General features: G+C 66.9%; 28 protein-coding genes. All 28 read left to right on the forward strand.

Translation table 11 applies throughout. The features are described from left to right. Positions 1-142: 142 nt before the first annotated feature. Positions 143-2,638: a GH92 family glycosyl hydrolase gene (locus ACZ7LS_RS05240; protein WP_385131924.1), complete on the forward strand. Its 2,496-nt coding sequence runs from the start codon at positions 143-145 to the stop codon at positions 2,636-2,638. Positions 2,639-3,273: 635 nt separating this feature from the next. Then, the gene (rpsJ, locus tag ACZ7LS_RS05245; protein ID WP_003948644.1) at positions 3,274-3,582 is read left to right on the forward strand and encodes a 30S ribosomal protein S10; all 309 of its coding nucleotides are present in this window, start codon (positions 3,274-3,276) and stop codon (positions 3,580-3,582) included. Positions 3,583-3,596: 14 nt separating this feature from the next. Then, on the forward strand, positions 3,597-4,241 hold the full coding sequence (rplC, locus tag ACZ7LS_RS05250) for a 50S ribosomal protein L3 (RefSeq protein ID WP_030351433.1): 645 nt from the start codon (positions 3,597-3,599) through the stop codon (positions 4,239-4,241). An 8-nt stretch (positions 4,242-4,249) separates the two neighbouring features. Beyond that, a complete protein-coding gene (gene rplD, locus ACZ7LS_RS05255; protein WP_129770861.1) occupies positions 4,250-4,903 on the forward strand; it encodes a 50S ribosomal protein L4 in 654 nt (217 codons plus the stop codon). Then, on the forward strand, positions 4,903-5,220 hold the full coding sequence (gene rplW / locus ACZ7LS_RS05260) for a 50S ribosomal protein L23 (protein ID WP_382520405.1): 318 nt from the start codon (positions 4,903-4,905) through the stop codon (positions 5,218-5,220). The genes rplD and rplW overlap by 1 nt, the downstream gene beginning before the upstream one ends. 50 nt (positions 5,221-5,270) lie before the next feature. Beyond that, positions 5,271-6,107: a 50S ribosomal protein L2 gene (gene rplB / locus ACZ7LS_RS05265; RefSeq protein WP_129770859.1), complete on the forward strand. Its 837-nt coding sequence runs from the start codon at positions 5,271-5,273 to the stop codon at positions 6,105-6,107. Positions 6,108-6,119: 12 nt separating this feature from the next. Continuing rightward, the gene (rpsS, locus tag ACZ7LS_RS05270; RefSeq protein WP_030351437.1) at positions 6,120-6,401 is read left to right on the forward strand and encodes a 30S ribosomal protein S19; all 282 of its coding nucleotides are present in this window, start codon (positions 6,120-6,122) and stop codon (positions 6,399-6,401) included. Positions 6,402-6,441: 40 nt separating this feature from the next. Next, on the forward strand, positions 6,442-6,789 hold the full coding sequence (rplV, locus tag ACZ7LS_RS05275) for a 50S ribosomal protein L22 (RefSeq protein WP_004571827.1): 348 nt from the start codon (positions 6,442-6,444) through the stop codon (positions 6,787-6,789). Next, the gene (rpsC, locus tag ACZ7LS_RS05280) at positions 6,789-7,637 is read left to right on the forward strand and encodes a 30S ribosomal protein S3 (RefSeq protein ID WP_030351439.1); all 849 of its coding nucleotides are present in this window, start codon (positions 6,789-6,791) and stop codon (positions 7,635-7,637) included. The genes rplV and rpsC overlap by 1 nt, the downstream gene beginning before the upstream one ends. Before the next feature lie 5 nt (positions 7,638-7,642). Beyond that, positions 7,643-8,062, forward strand: a complete 420-nt coding sequence (rplP, locus tag ACZ7LS_RS05285; RefSeq protein ID WP_014047785.1) for a 50S ribosomal protein L16 — start codon at positions 7,643-7,645, stop codon at positions 8,060-8,062. Further along, positions 8,062-8,286: a 50S ribosomal protein L29 gene (rpmC, locus tag ACZ7LS_RS05290; RefSeq protein ID WP_382520408.1), complete on the forward strand. Its 225-nt coding sequence runs from the start codon at positions 8,062-8,064 to the stop codon at positions 8,284-8,286. Before rplP ends, rpmC begins: the two co-directional genes overlap by 1 nt. Further along, complete coding sequence (rpsQ, locus tag ACZ7LS_RS05295; RefSeq protein ID WP_249948331.1) at positions 8,286-8,576, forward strand: 30S ribosomal protein S17; 291 nt, start codon at positions 8,286-8,288, stop codon at positions 8,574-8,576. Before rpmC ends, rpsQ begins: the two co-directional genes overlap by 1 nt. Positions 8,577-8,697: 121 nt before the next feature. Further along, positions 8,698-9,066 carry a 50S ribosomal protein L14 gene (rplN, locus tag ACZ7LS_RS05300; protein ID WP_003974257.1) on the forward strand — a complete coding sequence of 123 codons (369 nt, stop codon included), beginning with the start codon at positions 8,698-8,700 and terminating at the stop codon, positions 9,064-9,066. Positions 9,067-9,068: 2 nt separating this feature from the next. Continuing rightward, positions 9,069-9,392, forward strand: a complete 324-nt coding sequence (gene rplX, locus ACZ7LS_RS05305) for a 50S ribosomal protein L24 (protein WP_030351442.1) — start codon at positions 9,069-9,071, stop codon at positions 9,390-9,392. Continuing rightward, positions 9,392-9,952 carry a 50S ribosomal protein L5 gene (gene rplE / locus ACZ7LS_RS05310; RefSeq protein WP_030351443.1) on the forward strand — a complete coding sequence of 187 codons (561 nt, stop codon included), beginning with the start codon at positions 9,392-9,394 and terminating at the stop codon, positions 9,950-9,952. Before rplX ends, rplE begins: the two co-directional genes overlap by 1 nt. A gap of 2 nt (positions 9,953-9,954) precedes the next feature. Further along, entirely contained in the window at positions 9,955-10,140 is a 186-nt protein-coding gene (locus tag ACZ7LS_RS05315; protein ID WP_003948630.1) for a type Z 30S ribosomal protein S14, read from the forward strand. Between the two features lie 212 nt (positions 10,141-10,352). Continuing rightward, positions 10,353-10,751 carry a 30S ribosomal protein S8 gene (gene rpsH / locus ACZ7LS_RS05320; protein ID WP_030351444.1) on the forward strand — a complete coding sequence of 133 codons (399 nt, stop codon included), beginning with the start codon at positions 10,353-10,355 and terminating at the stop codon, positions 10,749-10,751. A 21-nt stretch (positions 10,752-10,772) separates the two neighbouring features. Further along, positions 10,773-11,312 (forward strand): 50S ribosomal protein L6, encoded by a 540-nt coding sequence (gene rplF / locus ACZ7LS_RS05325; protein WP_129770855.1) that lies wholly within the window; start codon positions 10,773-10,775, stop codon positions 11,310-11,312. Positions 11,313-11,315: 3 nt separating this feature from the next. Next, positions 11,316-11,699: a 50S ribosomal protein L18 gene (gene rplR / locus ACZ7LS_RS05330; protein WP_030351446.1), complete on the forward strand. Its 384-nt coding sequence runs from the start codon at positions 11,316-11,318 to the stop codon at positions 11,697-11,699. 46 nt (positions 11,700-11,745) lie between these two features. Continuing rightward, positions 11,746-12,348, forward strand: coding sequence for a 30S ribosomal protein S5 (gene rpsE / locus ACZ7LS_RS05335; protein WP_030351447.1), 603 nt, complete (start codon positions 11,746-11,748; stop codon positions 12,346-12,348). Continuing rightward, a complete protein-coding gene (rpmD, locus tag ACZ7LS_RS05340) occupies positions 12,348-12,530 on the forward strand; it encodes a 50S ribosomal protein L30 (RefSeq protein WP_066943591.1) in 183 nt (60 codons plus the stop codon). The genes rpsE and rpmD overlap by 1 nt, the downstream gene beginning before the upstream one ends. A 1-nt stretch (position 12,531) precedes the next feature. Continuing rightward, entirely contained in the window at positions 12,532-12,987 is a 456-nt protein-coding gene (gene rplO / locus ACZ7LS_RS05345) for a 50S ribosomal protein L15 (protein ID WP_030351448.1), read from the forward strand. Positions 12,988-13,242: 255 nt separating this feature from the next. Continuing rightward, complete coding sequence (secY, locus tag ACZ7LS_RS05350) at positions 13,243-14,562, forward strand: preprotein translocase subunit SecY (RefSeq protein WP_030351449.1); 1,320 nt, start codon at positions 13,243-13,245, stop codon at positions 14,560-14,562. Continuing rightward, positions 14,562-15,221: an adenylate kinase gene (locus tag ACZ7LS_RS05355; protein WP_382520412.1), complete on the forward strand. Its 660-nt coding sequence runs from the start codon at positions 14,562-14,564 to the stop codon at positions 15,219-15,221. Before secY ends, ACZ7LS_RS05355 begins: the two co-directional genes overlap by 1 nt. A gap of 158 nt (positions 15,222-15,379) precedes the next feature. Beyond that, the gene (gene map, locus ACZ7LS_RS05360) at positions 15,380-16,216 is read left to right on the forward strand and encodes a type I methionyl aminopeptidase (RefSeq protein WP_382520414.1); all 837 of its coding nucleotides are present in this window, start codon (positions 15,380-15,382) and stop codon (positions 16,214-16,216) included. A 140-nt stretch (positions 16,217-16,356) separates the two neighbouring features. Beyond that, positions 16,357-16,578: a translation initiation factor IF-1 gene (infA, locus tag ACZ7LS_RS05365; RefSeq protein ID WP_003956442.1), complete on the forward strand. Its 222-nt coding sequence runs from the start codon at positions 16,357-16,359 to the stop codon at positions 16,576-16,578. A gap of 55 nt (positions 16,579-16,633) precedes the next feature. After that, complete coding sequence (rpmJ, locus tag ACZ7LS_RS05370; RefSeq protein WP_003956441.1) at positions 16,634-16,747, forward strand: 50S ribosomal protein L36; 114 nt, start codon at positions 16,634-16,636, stop codon at positions 16,745-16,747. Between the two features lie 190 nt (positions 16,748-16,937). Next, a complete protein-coding gene (gene rpsM / locus ACZ7LS_RS05375) occupies positions 16,938-17,318 on the forward strand; it encodes a 30S ribosomal protein S13 (protein WP_030351452.1) in 381 nt (126 codons plus the stop codon). Positions 17,319-17,362: the final 44 nt, after the last annotated feature.

Raw genomic sequence — 17,362 nt, forward strand, 5'->3', positions numbered from 1 at the left:
GCGCCGTGCGTGCTTGCCGGCAGGCCGGTTCACGCAAGCTTCATCGGCTGTGCTTTCCGTCGCACGGGGCTGGGCCGCCGGGCGCTCCTAGGGTCGCAGCGGTCTCAATGGGCGCGGCAGTGCGGGAGAGGGCGTGTGCGCGATGGAAGCGTTGTGGAAGAAGGAGCGGAAGAGAGAGTGGCGGCGGGGCCGGTACCGGAGCCGGTCCGCGCTGCGGGGCGGGGGTGTGGTCACGGCTCTGGCGGGGCTCGTCGCGTCGCTCGCCGTCGGTACCACCGCCGGCGCGGCGTCGTCCGGCGGAGCGTCGGCGGCCGGGGCGGTACGGCACCCCGTGGCGTACGTCGATCCGCTCATCGGGTCCACCAACGGCGGTAATACGTACCCCGGCGCCAATCTGCCGTTCGGCATGATCGCCTGGTCCCCGACCAGCACCGCCGGCGACCAGACCAATACCGCCGCGGCCAACGGCTACTCGTACGTCACGACGCGCCTGCGCGGCTTCAGCCTCACCCATGTCAATGGCGCGGGCTGCCATCCGGGGGCCGCGGGGGACGTGCCGATCATGCCGTTCGTCGGTGATGTCGACACCTCGCCGTCCGCCGACACCAAGGACGCGAAGTACGCCGCGAACTTCTCGCACGCCGACGAGAAGGCCGAGCCCGGCCGTTACCGGGTGGGGCTGGACTCGGGGGCCGTCACCGATCTCGCGGTCAGTGAGCGCGCCGGTGTCGCCGACTTCACCTTCCCCGCCGACAAGCCCGCCAACCTGCTCTTCCGGGTCTCCAACTCCCTGAACGGCAGCGAGGACGCGCACATCTCCATCGACGAGAAGGCGCGCAAGGTCACCGGGTGGGTGGAGACCGGGGCGTTCTGCGGGCGGCGTGCCAATGGCGGGGAGAACAACCGCACCAGCTACTACCGCCTCTACTTCACCGCCTCCTTCGACCGCGCCTTCTCCGGCGTCGGCACCTGGCAGGACGACCGGTTGTCCGCCGGTTCCACCACGGCGGGCGGCGGCGAGGGGTACGCCACCGGCGCGGACCGGGCCGGCCGGGGATCCGGTGGGTACGTCAGCTTCGACACGGGTCGTGACAACGATGTCCGGATGCGGCTCGGCATCTCGTACGTCTCCCTCGCGGGCGCCGAGGCCAACCTGCGCGGGGAGATAGCGCCCCGCGCGAGCGTGGCGGACGTGGCGGACGCCGGACGGGCGGCCTGGGACCGTACGCTGCGCGGCGTGCGGATCGGGGGCGGCAGCGAGGCACAGCGCACCACCTTCTACACCGCGCTCTATCACGCGCTCCAGCAGCCCAACCTGATCAGTGACCGCGACGGCCGCTACTCCGGCATGGACCGCGTCACACGGCGCGTGGAGCGTGGCCAGGGGGCGCAGTACAGCAACTTCTCGGGCTGGGACCAGTACCGCGCCCAGGTGCAGCTGCTCGCCCTGCTCGAACCTCGGGTCGCCGGTGACTTCGCCCAGTCGCTGTTCAACTTCGCCAAGCAGAACGACGGGGTCTGGGACCGCTGGGTGCACATCAGCGGCGCGACGCATGTGATGACGGGCGACCCGACGGCCGCGACGCTGGCGACCTTCTACGCCATGGGGGTACGGAACTTCGACACCGAGGGCGCCTTCGACTCCCTCTACCGGCAGGCCACGGTCCCGCACCCGGACGGGCTCTCCGACGCGGGCTGCCCCGGCCAGTGCGAGGGGCAGCGGCCCAATCTGGCCCAGTACCTCGACTCGCGCTACGCCGCGCAGGACGCCTGCCACTGCTGGGGCGGCGCCGCCGAGACCCTGGAGGACTCCGTCGCCGACGCCGCGCTCGCGCAGTGGGCCCGGCAGCTCGGCCGCGAGCGGGAGTACGAGGAGCTGAGCGAGCGGGGCGGCTACTGGAAGAACGTATTCAACCCCCAGGCCACGGCCGGCGCGGGCTACATCCAGGCCAGGAACCTGGACGGTACGTGGGTCACCCCCTTCGACCCGGCCTCCGACCGGGGCTTCGCGCAGGGCAGCGCGGCGACGTACACCTGGATGGTGCCGCAGGACGTCCAGGGCCTGGCCGAGGCCATGGGCGGCCGTGACGCCGCGGCGGCCCGGCTGGACGGCTTCTTCCACAAGCCCGACGGCTCCTGGTCGGTGCGCGGCGGTGACGCGCTGCGCTACGACCCCACCAACGAGCCCGGCATCCACGCCCCGTGGCTGTACAACGCGCTCGGACAGCCCTGGAAGACCCAGGAGACCGTCCGTGAGATCGTCGACACGGTGTACGGGACCGGTCCCGCGGGGCTTCCGGGCAATGACGACCTCGGCACGATGTCGGCGTGGTACGTGTTCGCCGCGCTCGGTATCTACCCGCAGGCCCCCGGCCGCGCCGACCTGCTGCTGACCGGTCCGCTGTTCCCGCGCGCGGTGATCGCGGGGGCGGGGGAGCGGCGCGACCTCACGATCACGGCCCCGGCGGCGTCCGACGCGAACCTGTACGTGGCCGAGGTCCGGGTCAACGGCGAGCGGCGGAACGCCTCGTGGGCCAGCGGCTCGCTCGTACGGTCCGGCGGTTCGCTCTCCTTCACGCTGCGGGACCGGCCCGACAGGGACTGGGCCACCGCGCCCGCCGGACTGCCCCGCCCGTAAGAGCCCCGCAGGCCCGCAGGCCCCGTAGTCCGTAGGGGCCCGTAGAGCGCGTAGAGCCCGTAGAGCCCGTAGAGGCGGGACAGCGGCAGAGACAGGGGGCCGGGGCCCGCACGCCCCGGCCCCCTCGTACGGTTCGGAGACCCCTGGCAGCGGCTCCGCGGGGCCTTCCGGCGCCGCCTCGCCCTCCCGTTTCCGGAACCCCGGGCCGGTCCGCTGATTCATCCGTCCCGGCGTGGGGTACCCTTTCCGGCCGCGATTGGCCAGGGCCAGGGCCCCTATGGCACACTGTTCAGGTTGCTCGGTTGAGTGCCGATGCTGCGCGCCTCCCGCCGGGAGGACCGGAAGCGAGTCCCACAGTACTCGTCGTCCCAACTGCCCTCCGGGGCAGCGCTGGGACGGACGTACGGGAATCTTCCGGGAAGCGTGAGCGGGGCTCCGGCCAGGCGCCCGGTGGCTGATCGCGTATCGCGGTCCGGCCCTGGCTCGCGGTCAGTACGACCGCACCCCTTGGCAGGGAAATTCCTTCGGGAGATTTTCATTGGCGAGGATGCGACACGCCCGACCGCGTGGGTCGGAGCGAGGAGCGGAGCTACCGGGTTCCAGAGCGTTACGAGAGACAGGACTACGAAGCAGCCATGGCGGGACAGAAGATCCGCATCCGGCTCAAGGCCTACGACCACGAGGTCATCGACTCCTCGGCGAAGAAGATCGTCGAGACGGTGACGCGTACTGGTGCGTCGGTCGCGGGCCCGGTGCCGCTGCCCACTGAGAAGAACGTGTACTGCGTCATCAAGTCGCCGCACAAGTACAAGGACTCGCGCGAGCACTTCGAGATGCGCACGCACAAGCGCCTGATCGACATCCTCGACCCGACGCCCAAGACCGTTGACTCGTTGATGCGCCTGGACCTTCCGGCCGGCGTTGACATCGAGATCAAGCTCTGAGAGGCGCGGAAGAGATGGCAAAGCAGATCAAGGGTGTCCTGGGCGAGAAGCTCGGCATGACCCAGGTCTGGGACGAGAACAACCGTGTCGTCCCGGTGACCGTCGTCAAGGCCGGGCCCTGCGTTGTTACCCAGGTCCGTACGAATGACTCCGACGGCTACGAGTCGGTCCAGATCGCCTTCGGCGAGATCGACCCGCGCAAGGTGAACAAGCCCCTCAAGGGCCACTTCGCCAAGGCCGACGTGACCCCCCGCCGCCACCTGGTGGAGCTCCGCACCTCCGACGCCGCCGAGTACACGCTCGGCCAGGAGATCACCGCCGCCACGTTCGAGTCCGGCGTCAAGGTCGACGTCACGGGCAAGAGCAAGGGCAAGGGCTTCGCCGGTGTCATGAAGCGTCACAACTTCAAGGGCCTCGGCGCCGGTCACGGCACCCAGCGCAAGCACCGCTCTCCCGGCTCCATCGGTGGCTGCGCCACCCCGGGCCGTGTGTTCAAGGGCCTCCGCATGGCGGGCCGTATGGGCAACGAGCGGGTCACCACCCAGAACCTGACCGTTCACGCCGTTGACGCGGAGAAGGGCCTGCTCCTGATCAAGGGCGCGGTTCCTGGTCCGAACGGCGGCCTCGTCCTGGTCCGTACCGCGGCCAAGGGGGCCTGAGGTAACTGATGAGCACCGTTGACATCCTTTCGCCGGCAGGCGACAAGGCCGGGACCGTCGAACTCCCTTCGGAGATCTTCGACGCGAAGGTCAGCATTCCGCTGATCCACCAGGTCGTTGTCGCCCAGCTGGCCGCTGCCCGACAGGGCACGCACAAGACCAAGACCCGCGGCGAAGTCCGTGGCGGTGGCAAGAAGCCGTACCGCCAGAAGGGCACCGGCCGCGCCCGTCAGGGTTCGACCCGCGCTCCGCAGTTCGCCGGTGGTGGCGTCGTCCACGGCCCCGTGCCGCGTGACTACTCGCAGCGGACCCCCAAGAAGATGAAGGCCGCCGCCCTGCGCGGTGCCCTCACCGACCGGGCCCGTCACTCTCGTATCCACGTCGTTTCCGGCCTGGTCGAGGACGCGGTGTCCACCAAGGCCGCCCGGACCCTGATCGGCAAGATCAGCGAGCGCAAGAACGTGCTCCTGGTCGCCGAGAGGTCCGACGAGGCCGCGTGGCTGTCCGCCCGCAACCTGCCCCAGGTGCACATCCTGGCGCCGGGCCAGCTGAACACGTACGACGTGCTCGTCTCCGACGACGTGGTCTTCACCAAGGCCGCCTTCGAGTCTTTCGTGTCTGGCCCCTCCAAGGCCGCTGAGACCGAAGGGAGCGAAGCCTGATGGCCGAGATCACCAGCAAGACCTTCGACGACCCGCGTGACGTTCTCGTCAAGCCCGTGGTGTCCGAGAAGAGCTACGCGCTGCTCGACGAGAACAAGTACACGTTCATCGTGTCGCCGACCGCCAACAAGACCCAGATCAAGCAGGCCGTGGAAACGGTCTTCTCGGTCAAGGTCACCGGGGTCAACACGATCAACCGCCAGGGCAAGCGCAAGCGCACCCGCACCGGTTTCGGTAAGCGCGCGAACACCAAGCGCGCCATCGTGACCCTCGCTGAGGGCGACCGTATCGACATCTTCGGCGGCCCGACCTCCTGACGGAGGTCGAGACGTCCAGGATCCGGAATTCTTCCGAGGACTGAGAGACAATGGGTATCCGCAAGTACAAGCCGACGACCCCGGGCCGTCGTGGCTCCAGCGTCGCCGACTTTGTCGAGATCACGCGGTCCACGCCGGAGAAGTCGCTGGTCCGCCCGCTGCACAGCAAGGGCGGCCGTAACAACGCCGGTCGTGTGACCGTTCGCCACCAGGGTGGTGGACACAAGCGCGCCTACCGCGTGATCGACTTCCGTCGTCACGACAAGGACGGCGTGCCGGCCAAGGTCGCGCACATCGAGTACGACCCGAACCGCACCGCGCGCATCGCGCTGCTGCACTACGCGGACGGCGAGAAGCGCTACATCATCGCGCCGCGTGGCCTGGCGCAGGGCGCGCGTGTCGAGAACGGTCCGGCCGCCGACATCAAGCCCGGCAACAACCTGGCGCTGCGCAACATCCCGGTCGGTACGACCATCCACGCCATCGAGCTGCGGCCCGGCGGCGGCGCGAAGTTCGCCCGTTCCGCGGGTGCCTCCGTGCAGCTGCTGGCGAAGGAGGGCTCCATGGCCCACCTTCGTATGCCGTCCGGTGAGATCCGGCTGGTCGACGTCCGCTGCCGCGCCACCATCGGTGAGGTCGGCAACGCCGAGCAGTCGAACATCAACTGGGGCAAGGCCGGCCGTATGCGCTGGAAGGGCGTACGCCCGACCGTCCGCGGTGTCGCGATGAACCCGGTTGACCACCCGCATGGTGGTGGTGAGGGCAAGACCTCCGGTGGACGCCACCCGGTCAGCCCGTGGGGTCAGAAGGAGGGTCGTACTCGCTCGCCGAAGAAGGCAAGCAGCAAGTACATCGTCCGCCGCCGCAAGACGAACAAGAAGCGCTAGGAGCGGGTTTAGATGCCGCGCAGTCTCAAGAAGGGGCCCTTCGTCGACGACCACCTGATCAAGAAGGTGGACGTCCAGAACGAAGCAGGCACCAAGAACGTCATCAAGACCTGGTCCCGTCGCTCGATGATCGTCCCGGCCATGCTGGGCCACACGATCGCGGTGCACAACGGCAAGATCCATGTCCCGGTGTTCGTCACCGAGTCCATGGTCGGCCACAAGCTCGGCGAGTTCTCGCCGACTCGCACCTTCCGCGGCCACGTCAAGGACGACCGGAAGTCGAAGCGCCGCTAACGCGGGGTGACTGACTATGACTTACACCGAAGGGACAACCATGGAAGCCAGGGCCCAGGCGCGGTACATCCGCGTCACGCCCATGAAGGCCCGCCGCGTGGTGGACCTCATCCGTGGCATGGATGCCACGGAGGCTCAGGCGGTCCTGCGCTTCGCCCCGCAGGCCGCGAGCGTGCCGGTCGGCAAGGTGCTTGACAGCGCCATTGCCAACGCCGCGCACAACTACGACCACACCGACGCCTCTTCGCTGGTCATCAGCGAGGCGTACGTGGACGAGGGCCCGACCCTGAAGCGGTTCCGTCCGCGTGCCCAGGGCCGTGCCTACCGGATCCGTAAGCGGACCAGCCACATCACCGTGGTCGTCAGCAGCAAGGAAGGAACCCGGTAATGGGCCAGAAGGTTAACCCGCATGGGTTCCGGCTCGGTATCACCACGGACTTCAAGTCCCGTTGGTACGCCGACAAGCTGTACAAGGACTACGTCAAGGAAGACGTCGCCATTCGTCGCATGATGACGAAGGGCATGGAGCGGGCCGGCATCTCCAAGGTGGAGATCGAGCGCACCCGCGACCGCGTCCGCGTTGACATCCACACCGCACGTCCGGGCATCGTCATCGGCCGCCGCGGCGCCGAGGCCGACCGCATCCGCGGCGAGCTGGAGAAGCTGACCGGCAAGCAGGTCCAGCTGAACATCCTTGAGGTCAAGAACCCCGAGGTGGACGCTCAGCTGGTGGCCCAGGCCGTCGCCGAGCAGCTGTCCTCGCGTGTCTCCTTCCGTCGCGCCATGCGTAAGAGCATGCAGTCGACGATGAAGGCCGGCGCCAAGGGCATCAAGATCCAGTGCGGTGGCCGTCTCGGCGGCGCCGAGATGTCCCGCTCGGAGTTCTACCGCGAGGGCCGCGTGCCCCTGCACACGCTCCGCGCGAACGTCGACTACGGCTTCTTCGAGGCCAAGACGACCTTCGGCCGTATCGGTGTGAAGGTCTGGATCTACAAGGGCGACGTCAAGAACATCGCCGAGGTGCGCGCCGAGAACGCCGCGGCCCGCGCCGGCAACCGTCCGGCCCGTGGTGGTGGCAACGACCGTCCCGCCGGCCGTGGTGGCCGCGGTGGCGAGCGTGGCGGCCGTGGCCGCAAGCCGCAGCAGAACCCGGCAGCCGAGGCCCCCAAGGCCGACGCCGCCGCTGCTCCGGCCGCTGAGGCGACGTCCTCTTCTACCGGCGGAACGGAGGCCTGACCGAAATGCTGATCCCCCGTAGGGTCAAGCACCGCAAGCAGCACCACCCGAAGCGCAGCGGAATGTCCAAGGGTGGGACGCAGGTTGCGTTCGGCGAGTACGGCATCCAGGCGCTGACCCCCGCGTACGTGACGAACCGTCAGATCGAGGCCGCTCGTATCGCGATGACCCGTCACATCAAGCGTGGCGGCAAGGTCTGGATCAACATCTACCCGGACCGTCCGCTCACCAAGAAGCCCGCCGAGACCCGCATGGGTTCCGGTAAGGGTTCCCCGGAGTGGTGGATCGCGAACGTCAAGCCCGGTCGGGTGATGTTCGAGCTGTCCTACCCGAACGAGAAGATTGCGCGTGAGGCGCTTACCCGCGCTGCTCACAAGCTTCCGATGAAGTGCCGGATCGTTCGGCGCGAGGCAGGTGAGTCGTGATGGCGGCCGTGACCAAGGCGTCCGAACTGCGCGAACTGGGCAGCGAGGAGCTTCTCGCGAAGCTTCGCGAGGCCAAGGAAGAGCTGTTCAACCTCCGCTTCCAGGCGGCGACGGGTCAGCTCGAAAACCACGGGCGGCTGAAGCTCGTGCGCAAGGACATCGCGCGGATCTACACCCTGATGCGTGAGCGCGAGCTGGGCATCGAGACGGTGGAGAGCGCCTGATGACTGAGAGCAATGTGACCGAGACCAACGCCACGACCGACCGCGGCTTCCGCAAGACCCGTGAGGGTCTGGTCGTCAGCGACAAGATGGACAAGACCGTCGTCGTCGCTGTCGAGGACCGCGTCAAGCACGCGCTGTACGGCAAGGTCATCCGCCGTACGAACAAGCTCAAGGCGCACGACGAGCAGAACGCCGCCGGCATCGGCGACCGCGTCCTCCTGATGGAGACCCGGCCGCTGTCCGCCACGAAGCGGTGGCGCATCGTCGAGATCCTCGAAAAGGCCAAGTAACCCCTCCGAGGGGGTTTCCCCTCGGAACAGTTCCGCCAGGCTCGGTGGGGCTCCATGAGTGACCTACGCAAGTCGACTTACGGAGCCCCGCCGGGAACCGGCAGACGATCAGGAGATAGACGTGATCCAGCAGGAGTCGCGACTGCGTGTCGCCGACAACACGGGTGCGAAGGAAATTCTCACCATCCGTGTTCTCGGTGGTTCGGGTCGCCGCTACGCGGGCATCGGTGACGTCATCGTCGCCACCGTCAAGGACGCGATCCCCGGTGGCAACGTGAAGAAGGGTGACGTCGTCAAGGCCGTCATCGTTCGCACCGTCAAGGAGCGCCGCCGTCCGGACGGCTCGTACATCCGCTTCGACGAGAACGCCGCCGTCATTCTGAAGAACGACGGCGACCCTCGCGGCACCCGTATCTTCGGCCCGGTGGGCCGTGAGCTGCGCGAGAAGAAGTTCATGAAGATCATCTCGCTCGCGCCGGAGGTGCTGTAAGCATGAAGATCAAGAAGGGCGACCTGGTTCAGGTCATCACCGGTAAGGACAAGGGCAAGCAGGGCAAGGTCATCGTGGCCTACCCCACGCAGGACCGTGTTCTCGTCGAGGGTGTCAACCGGGTCAAGAAGCACACCAAGGCCGGCCAGACCGCTCGCGGTTCCCAGACCGGCGGCATCGTGACCACCGAAGCCCCCATCCACATCAGCAACGTTCAGCTGGTCGTGGAGAAGGACGGCAAGAAGGTCGTCACCCGCGTCGGCTACCGCTTTGACGACGAGGGCAACAAGATCCGCGTTGCCAAGCGGACCGGTGAGGACATCTGATGACTGCGACCACTACCGCGCCGCGTCTGAAGCTGCGCTACCGCGAGGAGATCGCCGGAAAGCTGCGTGAGGAGTTCTCGTACGAGAACGTCATGCAGATCCCCGGCCTCGTCAAGATCGTGGTCAACATGGGTGTGGGCGACGCCGCCCGCGACTCCAAGCTGATCGAGGGTGCCATCAAGGACCTCACCACGATCACCGGCCAGAAGCCGTCCGTCACCAAGGCCCGGAAGTCCATCGCGCAGTTCAAGCTGCGCGAGGGTCAGCCGATCGGCTGTCACGTCACCCTCCGTGGTGACCGTATGTGGGAGTTCCTGGACCGTACGCTGTCGCTCGCGCTGCCGCGTATCCGTGACTTCCGCGGTCTGTCCCCGAAGCAGTTCGACGGCCGTGGCAACTACACCTTCGGTCTCACGGAGCAGGTCATGTTCCACGAGATCGACCAGGACAAGATCGACCGGGTCCGGGGCATGGACATCACCGTGGTCACCACGGCGACCAACGACGACGAGGGTCGTGCCCTCCTTCGTCACCTCGGCTTCCCGTTCAAGGAGAACTGACCGTGGCGAAGAAGGCTCTGATCGCTAAGGCCGCCCGCAAGCCGAAGTTCGGTGTGCGCGGTTACACCCGCTGCCAGCGCTGCGGCCGTCCCCACTCCGTCTACCGCAAGTTCGGCCTGTGCCGTGTGTGCCTTCGTGAGATGGCCCACCGCGGCGAGCTGCCGGGCGTGACCAAGAGCTCCTGGTAGTCCTTCTTTTCAGGACCACCCGAAGCTCTCGGTAAGCAATGTGGTTGGTGGGAGCCCTCCTTCACATGCCGTAGGCTTGTGGGGTTGGGCGCCCGCCGTCCATTTAAGACTTACTACGCCGTAGGTCCCCGCACCGCACCCGTCCCGGCTCTGATCGGGGAGAGGGATGGCGCATACAGGAAACCCCGGCGAGAGAGGCCGAAGGCCAATTCATGACCATGACTGATCCCATCGCAGACATGCTCACGCGTCTGCGCAACGCGAACTCGGCGTACCACGACGACGTCGTGATGCCGCACAGCAAGATCAAGTCGCACATCGCGGAGATCCTCCAGCAGGAGGGCTTCATCACCGGCTGGAAGGTCGAGGACGCCGAGGTCGGCAAAAACCTCGTCCTGGAGCTGAAGTTCGGCCCGAACCGCGAGCGTTCGATCGCCGGCATCAAGCGCATCTCCAAGCCGGGTCTGCGTGTGTACGCGAAGTCCACCAATCTGCCGAAGGTTCTCGGCGGCCTGGGCGTGGCCATCATCTCCACGTCCCACGGTCTCCTGACCGGCCAGCAGGCCAGCAAGAAGGGCGTAGGTGGGGAAGTCCTCGCCTACGTCTGGTAGTCGGGAACGGAGGAATAGCTCATGTCGCGAATCGGCAAGCTCCCCATCCAGGTTCCCGCCGGTGTGGACGTCACCATCGATGGCCGTACGGTCGCGGTGAAGGGCCCCAAGGGTTCCCTCTCGCACACCGTTGCCGCGCCGATCGAGGTCACCAAGGGCGAGGACGGCATCCTTCAGGTGCTGCGCCCGAACGACGAGCGTCAGAACAAGGCCCTGCACGGCCTGTCCCGCACGCTGGTGGCGAACATGATCACCGGCGTGACCCAGGGATACGTCAAGGCGCTCGAAATCAGCGGAGTCGGCTACCGCGTCCAGGCGAAGGGCTCCAACCTGGAGTTCGCCCTGGGGTACAGCCACCCGATCCTCATCGAGGCCCCCGAGGGCATCACCTTCAAGGTCGAGTCGCCCACGAAGTTCACCGTCGAGGGCATCGACAAGCAGAAGGTCGGCGAGGTCGCCGCTAACATCCGCAAGCTGCGGAAGCCCGACCCGTACAAGGCCAAGGGCGTCAAGTACGCGGGCGAGGTCATCCGCCGCAAGGTCGGAAAGGCGGGTAAGTAAGCCATGGCATACGGTGTCAAGATTGCTAAGGGCAAGGCCTACAAGGCCGCTGCCATCAAGCGTCGTCACATCCGCGTTCGCAAGCGCATCTCCGGTTCGCCGGAGCGTCCGCGCCTGGTCGTGACGCGTTCCAACCGCCACATGGTCGCTCAGGTCATCGACGACATCGCGGGCCACACGCTCGCGTCGGCGTCGACCCTGGACACCTCGATCCGTGGTGCCGAGGGCGACAAGAGCGCCCAGGCCAAGCAGGTCGGATCCCTGGTCGCCGAGCGAGCCAAGGCCGCCGGCGTCGAGGCCGTCGTGTTCGACCGCGGTGGTAACCAGTACGCAGGGCGCATTGCCGCTCTGGCTGACGCCGCCCGCGAAGCCGGGCTGAAGTTCTAAGCCCCGGTTCCGGAGCTAGCGGACGTAACAGAGAGAGGTAAATCCAATGGCTGGACCCCAGCGCCGCGGAAGCGGTGCCGGTGGCGGCGAGCGGCGGGACCGGAAGGGTCGCGACGGTGGCGCTGCCGCCGAGAAGACCGCTTACGTTGAGCGCGTTGTCGCGATCAACCGCGTTGCCAAGGTTGTGAAGGGTGGTCGTCGCTTCAGCTTCACCGCGCTGGTCGTGGTGGGCGATGGTGACGGCACCGTCGGTGTCGGTTACGGCAAGGCCAAGGAGGTGCCGGCCGCCATCGCCAAGGGTGTTGAGGAGGCCAAGAAGCACTTCTTCAAGGTCCCCCGTATCCAGGGCACCATCCCGCACCCGATCCAGGGCGAGAAGGCCGCGGGCGTCGTCCTGCTCAAGCCGGCTTCCCCCGGTACCGGCGTGATCGCCGGTGGCCCGGTGCGTGCCGTGCTGGAGTGCGCGGGCGTGCACGACATCCTGTCGAAGTCGCTCGGCTCGGACAACGCGATCAACATCGTGCACGCGACCGTGGCGGCCCTCCAGGGCCTGCAGCGTCCCGAGGAGATCGCGGCCCGCCGCGGTCTGCCCCTTGAGGACGTCGCCCCCGCGGCTCTGCTCCGTGCGCGTGCGGGAGCGGGTGCGTAATGGCCCGTCTCAAGATCACGCAGACGAAGTCGTACATCGGCAGCAAGCAGAACCACCGCGACACCCTGCGTTCGCTCGGCCTCAAGCGGGTCAGCGACACGGTTGTCAAGGAGGACCGCCCCGAGTTCCGCGGCATGGTGCACACCGTCCGCCACCTCGTGACCGTTGAGGAGGTCGACTGACATGGCGGAGAACAACCCGCTGAAGGTCCACAACCTCCGTCCTGCCCCGGGCGCCAAGACCGCCAAGACCCGTGTGGGTCGTGGTGAGGCGTCCAAGGGTAAGACCGCAGGTCGTGGCACCAAGGGCACCAAGGCCCGCTACCAGGTTCCGGAGCGCTTCGAGGGTGGGCAGATGCCCCTCCACATGCGTCTCCCGAAGCTCAAGGGCTTCAAGAACCCGTTCCGCACCGAGTACCAGGTCGTGAACCTGGACAAGCTCTCCGCTCTCTACCCCGAGGGCGGCGAGGTCACGGTGGCCGATCTGGTCACCAAGGGCGCGGTGCGCAAGAACAGCCTCGTCAAGGTCCTGGGCCAGGGCGAGATCTCCGTGGCGCTGCAGGTTTCGGTTGACGCCGTCTCCGGCTCCGCCAAGGAGAAGATTGCCGCCGCCGGCGGCACCGTCACCGAGCTCGTCTGAGACAACTCGATGGCCTGAACATCCGACCGGGGATGCCTCTCAAAAGGGGCATCCCCGGTTGGTCGTTCCAAGGGGGGCACTGTCGCCGGTAAGGTGGCGTGCATTGTTGCTGTACTGAAGCCGGGGGCTCGCCCCCGGACCCCCGCCGCGCGGTGTGTCCGCAGGGGTTCCCCGCGCGGTTCCGCTTGTTCCGTATCCGTCGATCCTCAATACCGTCACCTCTGACGCAGTAGCGCGGGGGTCGCAGGAGGCACCGTGCTCACCGCGTTCGCCCGGGCGTTCAAGACGCCCGACCTGCGCAAGAAGCTGCTCTTCACACTCGCCATCATCGTGCTGTACCGGCTCGGGGCACATGTCCCGGTACCGGGTGTCAGTTACGAGAATGTCCAGACGTGTGTCGACGCGGCCCAGAAGGGCAATAACAGCCTGTTCGGTCTGGTGAACATGTTCAGCGGCGGGGCGCTGCTGCAGATCACGATCTTCGCGCTCGGCATCATGCCGTACATCACCGCGAGCATCATTCTGCAGCTGCTGACCGTGGTCATCCCCAGGCTGGAGGCCCTCAAGAAGGAGGGACAGTCCGGTCAGGCCAAGATCACGCAGTACACCCGTTATCTGACGGTCGCCCTCGCCGTGCTGCAGGGCACAGGCCTGGTCGCCACCGCCCGTAGCGGCGCGCTCTTCAGCGGCTGCCCGGTCGCCTCGGAGATCGTGCCCGACCAGTCGATCTTCGTCACCGTCACCATGGTGATCACCATGACCGCGGGCACCGCGGCGGTCATGTGGCTCGGTGAGCTCATCACCGACCGCGGCATCGGCAACGGCATGTCCATCCTGATGTTCATCTCGATCGCCGCCGGCTTCCCCGGCGCGCTGTGGGCCATCAAGGAGAGCGGCACGCTCGCCAAGGGCTGGATCGAGTTCGGCACGGTCATCCTGATCGGCTTCGTGATGGTGGGCCTGGTCGTCTTCGTCGAACAGGCGCAGCGCCGGATCCCCGTGCAGTACGCGAAGCGCATGATCGGCCGCAGGTCCTACGGCGGTACGTCCACGTACATCCCGCTGAAGGTGAATCAGGCGGGTGTGATCCCCGTCATCTTCGCGTCGTCGCTGCTGTACATCCCGGCGCTCGTCGCGCAGTTCTCCAGTGGGAACTCCGCGTGGAAGACCTGGATCGAGGCGCACTTCGTCAAGGGTGACCACCCGTATTACATCGCGACGTACTTCCTGCTGATCGTGTTCTTCGCCTTCTTCTATGTGGCCATCTCCTTCAACCCCGAAGAAGTCGCCGACAACATGAAGAAGTATGGTGGCTTCATCCCGGGTATCCGGGCAGGTCGACCTACAGCCGAGTATCTGAGCTACGTGCTCAACAGGATCACTTGGCCGGGCTCGCTGTATCTGGGTCTGATTGCTCTCGTCCCGACGATGGCGTTGGCAGGCTTCGGCGGTGCGAACCAGAACTTCCCGTTCGGCGGGACGAGCATCCTCATCATCGTGGGTGTGGGTCTGGAAACCGTGAAGCAGATCGAGAGCCAGCTTCAGCAGCGTAATTACGAAGGGTTCCTCCGCTGATGCGAATCGTCCTCGTCGGGCCGCCCGGTGCCGGCAAGGGAACGCAGGCCGCGTACCTCGCCAAGAACCTGAAGGTCCCGCACATCTCCACGGGCGACCTCTTCCGGGCCAACATCAGCCAGGGCACGACCCTCGGCAAGCTGGCGAAGTCGTACATGGACGCCGGGAACCTGGTACCCGACGAGGTGACCATCGCGATGGCCCAGGAGCGGATGGCCCAGCCGGACGCCACGGACGGCTTCCTGCTGGACGGTTTCCCGCGCAATGTCTCGCAGGCGAAGGCGCTGGACGAAGCCCTGGAGGCGGACGGCGTGAAGCTGGACGCGGTGCTGGACCTGGAGGTCCCGGAGGACGAGGTCGTCACGCGGATCGCGGGGCGCCGGGTCTGTCGCAACGACAGCGCGCATGTCTTCCACGTCACCTACAGCCCGCCGAAGAAGGAGGGTGTCTGTGACATCTGCGGCGGCGAGCTGTACCAGCGGGACGACGACTCCGAGGAGACGGTGCGGACCCGCCTTGAGGTCTATCACACGCAGACCGAGCCGATCATCGACCACTACCGGGCCCAGGGCCTGGTGGTGACGATCTCCGCGCTCGGCAAGGTCACCGAGGTGACCGACCGTGCGATGGCGGCGCTTGAGCAGGTCCGGGCCGCGTAGGTCCCGGGTCCCAGCAGTGCAGCAGTACCAGTACGGCCGTGGCGTCCCTCGGACACCACGGCCGTACTGTTGAGCGGTCCGCGTGCGGCGGACGTATCGAGCAGTGCGTATCGAGCAGCGCGTATCGAATCAGTGACAGTCAGGTGGAAGGCACAGGCATGGTGCAGATCAAGACCCCCGAGCAGATCGCGAAGATGCGCGAGGCGGGACTGGTCGTCGCCGCCGTGCACGCGGCCACCGGCGCGGCGGCGGTGCCTGGCGCCACCACCAGGGACCTGGACCAGGTCGCCCGCAAGGTCCTGGCGGAGCACGGCGCCAAGCCGAACTTCCTCGGGTACGGCGGGTTCCCCGCGACCATCTGCACCTCGGTCAACGAGGTCGTCGTCCATGGCATCCCGGACGACACGACCGTCCTCAAGGACGGCGACATCATCTCCGTCGACGCCGGCGCGATCATCGACGGCTGGCACGGCGACGCGGCCTTCACGGCGTTCGTCGGTACCGGTCACGCTCCGGAGCTGGTCGAGCTGTCCCGGGTGACCGAGGAATCGATGTGGGCCGGGATCGCGGCCATGCGGAGCGGCAACCGGCTGGTGGACGTGTCCCGGGCGATCGAGACGTATATCCGCCGCCAGCCCCGCCCCGGCGGCGGCAAGTACGGGATCATCGAGGACTACGGCGGGCACGGCATCGGCACCGAGATGCACATGGACCCGCACCTGCTGAACTACGTCTCGCGCAAGCGCGGCAAAGGCCCGAAGCTGGTCCCCGGCTTCTGCCTGGCGATCGAGCCGATGGTCTCGCTCGGTACGCCGCGTACGGAGGTGCTGGAGGACGAGTGGACGGTCATCACGACCGACGGGACCTGGTCCTCGCACTGGGAGCACTCCGTGGCGCTGACCGAGGAGGGCCCGCTGGTCCTGACCGCCCCCGACGGCGGTAAGGCGAAGCTCGCCGAGCTGGGCATCACCGCGGCTCCCGATCCATTGGCTTAAGAATCTCCCGCGGTGGGCAAACTCAACGGATTCGTCTTTTCGAGTGCGCTCCCGTAGACTGACGCGTCGGCTCTGGTGTACCCGTGTGTCTTCATGCGGCTGCCAGAATCGATCAAGGTAGCCGATTCGAAGGGCGAAGCGTGGCCAAGAAGCAAGGTGCCATCGAAATTGAGGGCACCGTGATCGAGTCCCTCCCGAACGCCATGTTCAAGGTGGAGCTGCAGAACGGTCACAAGGTCCTCGCGCACATCAGCGGCAAGATGCGGATGCACTACATCCGAATCCTCCCCGATGACCGGGTTGTGGTGGAGTTGTCTCCGTACGACCTGACGCGTGGCCGGATCGTCTACCGATACAAGTAGATCTTGCAGACATCCCTCACGGGGTGCCCGCACTGACCCGGAGAACCTCAATCCCATGAAGGTCAAGCCGAGCGTCAAGAAGATCTGCGACAAGTGCAAGGTGATCCGCCGTCACGGCCGGGTCATGGTCATCTGCGACAACCTGCGCCACAAGCAGCGCCAGGGCTGACGCAAGACCACCTGCCTCTCGCAGTACTTCGCGCGACGCGAGCAAACTCGTAATGACGCAGTGTCCGGCTCCCACGCGGTGGGAACCGACACCTCCGGCGGAGGCCGGGGACCTGGAATTCGTGCGGTGCGCAATGCCGTACGGCCAGGACGACGCTGTGGAAGACCTCCGACATCATCAGGAGCCATGAATGGCACGCCTCGCAGGCGTTGACCTCCCGCGCGAAAAGCGCGTCGAGGTCGCCCTCACCTACGTCTTCGGTATCGGGCGCACCCGGTCCAAGGAGACTCTCGCCGCCGTTGGCGTCGACCCGAACGTCCGCGTCCGCGACCTCGCCGAGGAAGACCTCGTCAAGATCCGCGAGTACGTGGACGCCAACCTCAAGACCGAGGGTGACCTCCGTCGCGAGATCGCCGCCGACATCCGCCGCAAGGTCGAGATCGGCTGCTACCAGGGTCTGCGTCACCGCCGTGGCCTGCCGGTGCACGGACAGCGCACCAGCACGAACGCTCGTACCCGCAAGGGCCCGCGTCGCGCCATCGCCGGTAAGAAGAAGCCGGGCAAGAAGTAGTCCTCAGCGGACGCTCATCCGCGGTCTTCGCTGTAGGACCGACC

Source organism: Streptomyces sp. NPDC039430, from assembly GCF_055639435.1.

Coding starts and splice junctions, on each gene's coding strand:
- rplX (WP_030351442.1), top strand. CDS start 9,069: ATGAAGATCAAGAAGGGCGACCTGGTTCAGGTCATCACCGGTAAGGAC.
- rpsC (WP_030351439.1), top strand. CDS start 6,789: ATGGGCCAGAAGGTTAACCCGCATGGGTTCCGGCTCGGTATCACCACG.
- ACZ7LS_RS05355 (WP_382520412.1), top strand. CDS start 14,562: ATGCGAATCGTCCTCGTCGGGCCGCCCGGTGCCGGCAAGGGAACGCAG.
- rplP (WP_014047785.1), top strand. CDS start 7,643: ATGCTGATCCCCCGTAGGGTCAAGCACCGCAAGCAGCACCACCCGAAG.
- rplE (WP_030351443.1), top strand. CDS start 9,392: ATGACTGCGACCACTACCGCGCCGCGTCTGAAGCTGCGCTACCGCGAG.
- rplB (WP_129770859.1), top strand. CDS start 5,271: ATGGGTATCCGCAAGTACAAGCCGACGACCCCGGGCCGTCGTGGCTCC.
- rplR (WP_030351446.1), top strand. CDS start 11,316: ATGGCATACGGTGTCAAGATTGCTAAGGGCAAGGCCTACAAGGCCGCT.
- rpsJ (WP_003948644.1), top strand. CDS start 3,274: ATGGCGGGACAGAAGATCCGCATCCGGCTCAAGGCCTACGACCACGAG.
- rplO (WP_030351448.1), top strand. CDS start 12,532: ATGGCGGAGAACAACCCGCTGAAGGTCCACAACCTCCGTCCTGCCCCG.
- rpsH (WP_030351444.1), top strand. CDS start 10,353: ATGACCATGACTGATCCCATCGCAGACATGCTCACGCGTCTGCGCAAC.
- rpmC (WP_382520408.1), top strand. CDS start 8,062: ATGGCGGCCGTGACCAAGGCGTCCGAACTGCGCGAACTGGGCAGCGAG.
- rpsE (WP_030351447.1), top strand. CDS start 11,746: ATGGCTGGACCCCAGCGCCGCGGAAGCGGTGCCGGTGGCGGCGAGCGG.
- rplC (WP_030351433.1), top strand. CDS start 3,597: ATGGCAAAGCAGATCAAGGGTGTCCTGGGCGAGAAGCTCGGCATGACC.
- rpsQ (WP_249948331.1), top strand. CDS start 8,286: ATGACTGAGAGCAATGTGACCGAGACCAACGCCACGACCGACCGCGGC.
- ACZ7LS_RS05240 (WP_385131924.1), top strand. CDS start 143: ATGGAAGCGTTGTGGAAGAAGGAGCGGAAGAGAGAGTGGCGGCGGGGC.
- rpmJ (WP_003956441.1), top strand. CDS start 16,634: ATGAAGGTCAAGCCGAGCGTCAAGAAGATCTGCGACAAGTGCAAGGTG.
- rplF (WP_129770855.1), top strand. CDS start 10,773: ATGTCGCGAATCGGCAAGCTCCCCATCCAGGTTCCCGCCGGTGTGGAC.
- rpmD (WP_066943591.1), top strand. CDS start 12,348: ATGGCCCGTCTCAAGATCACGCAGACGAAGTCGTACATCGGCAGCAAG.
- rplV (WP_004571827.1), top strand. CDS start 6,442: ATGGAAGCCAGGGCCCAGGCGCGGTACATCCGCGTCACGCCCATGAAG.
- rpsS (WP_030351437.1), top strand. CDS start 6,120: ATGCCGCGCAGTCTCAAGAAGGGGCCCTTCGTCGACGACCACCTGATC.
- map (WP_382520414.1), top strand. CDS start 15,380: ATGGTGCAGATCAAGACCCCCGAGCAGATCGCGAAGATGCGCGAGGCG.
- rpsM (WP_030351452.1), top strand. CDS start 16,938: ATGGCACGCCTCGCAGGCGTTGACCTCCCGCGCGAAAAGCGCGTCGAG.
- rplD (WP_129770861.1), top strand. CDS start 4,250: ATGAGCACCGTTGACATCCTTTCGCCGGCAGGCGACAAGGCCGGGACC.
- rplW (WP_382520405.1), top strand. CDS start 4,903: ATGGCCGAGATCACCAGCAAGACCTTCGACGACCCGCGTGACGTTCTC.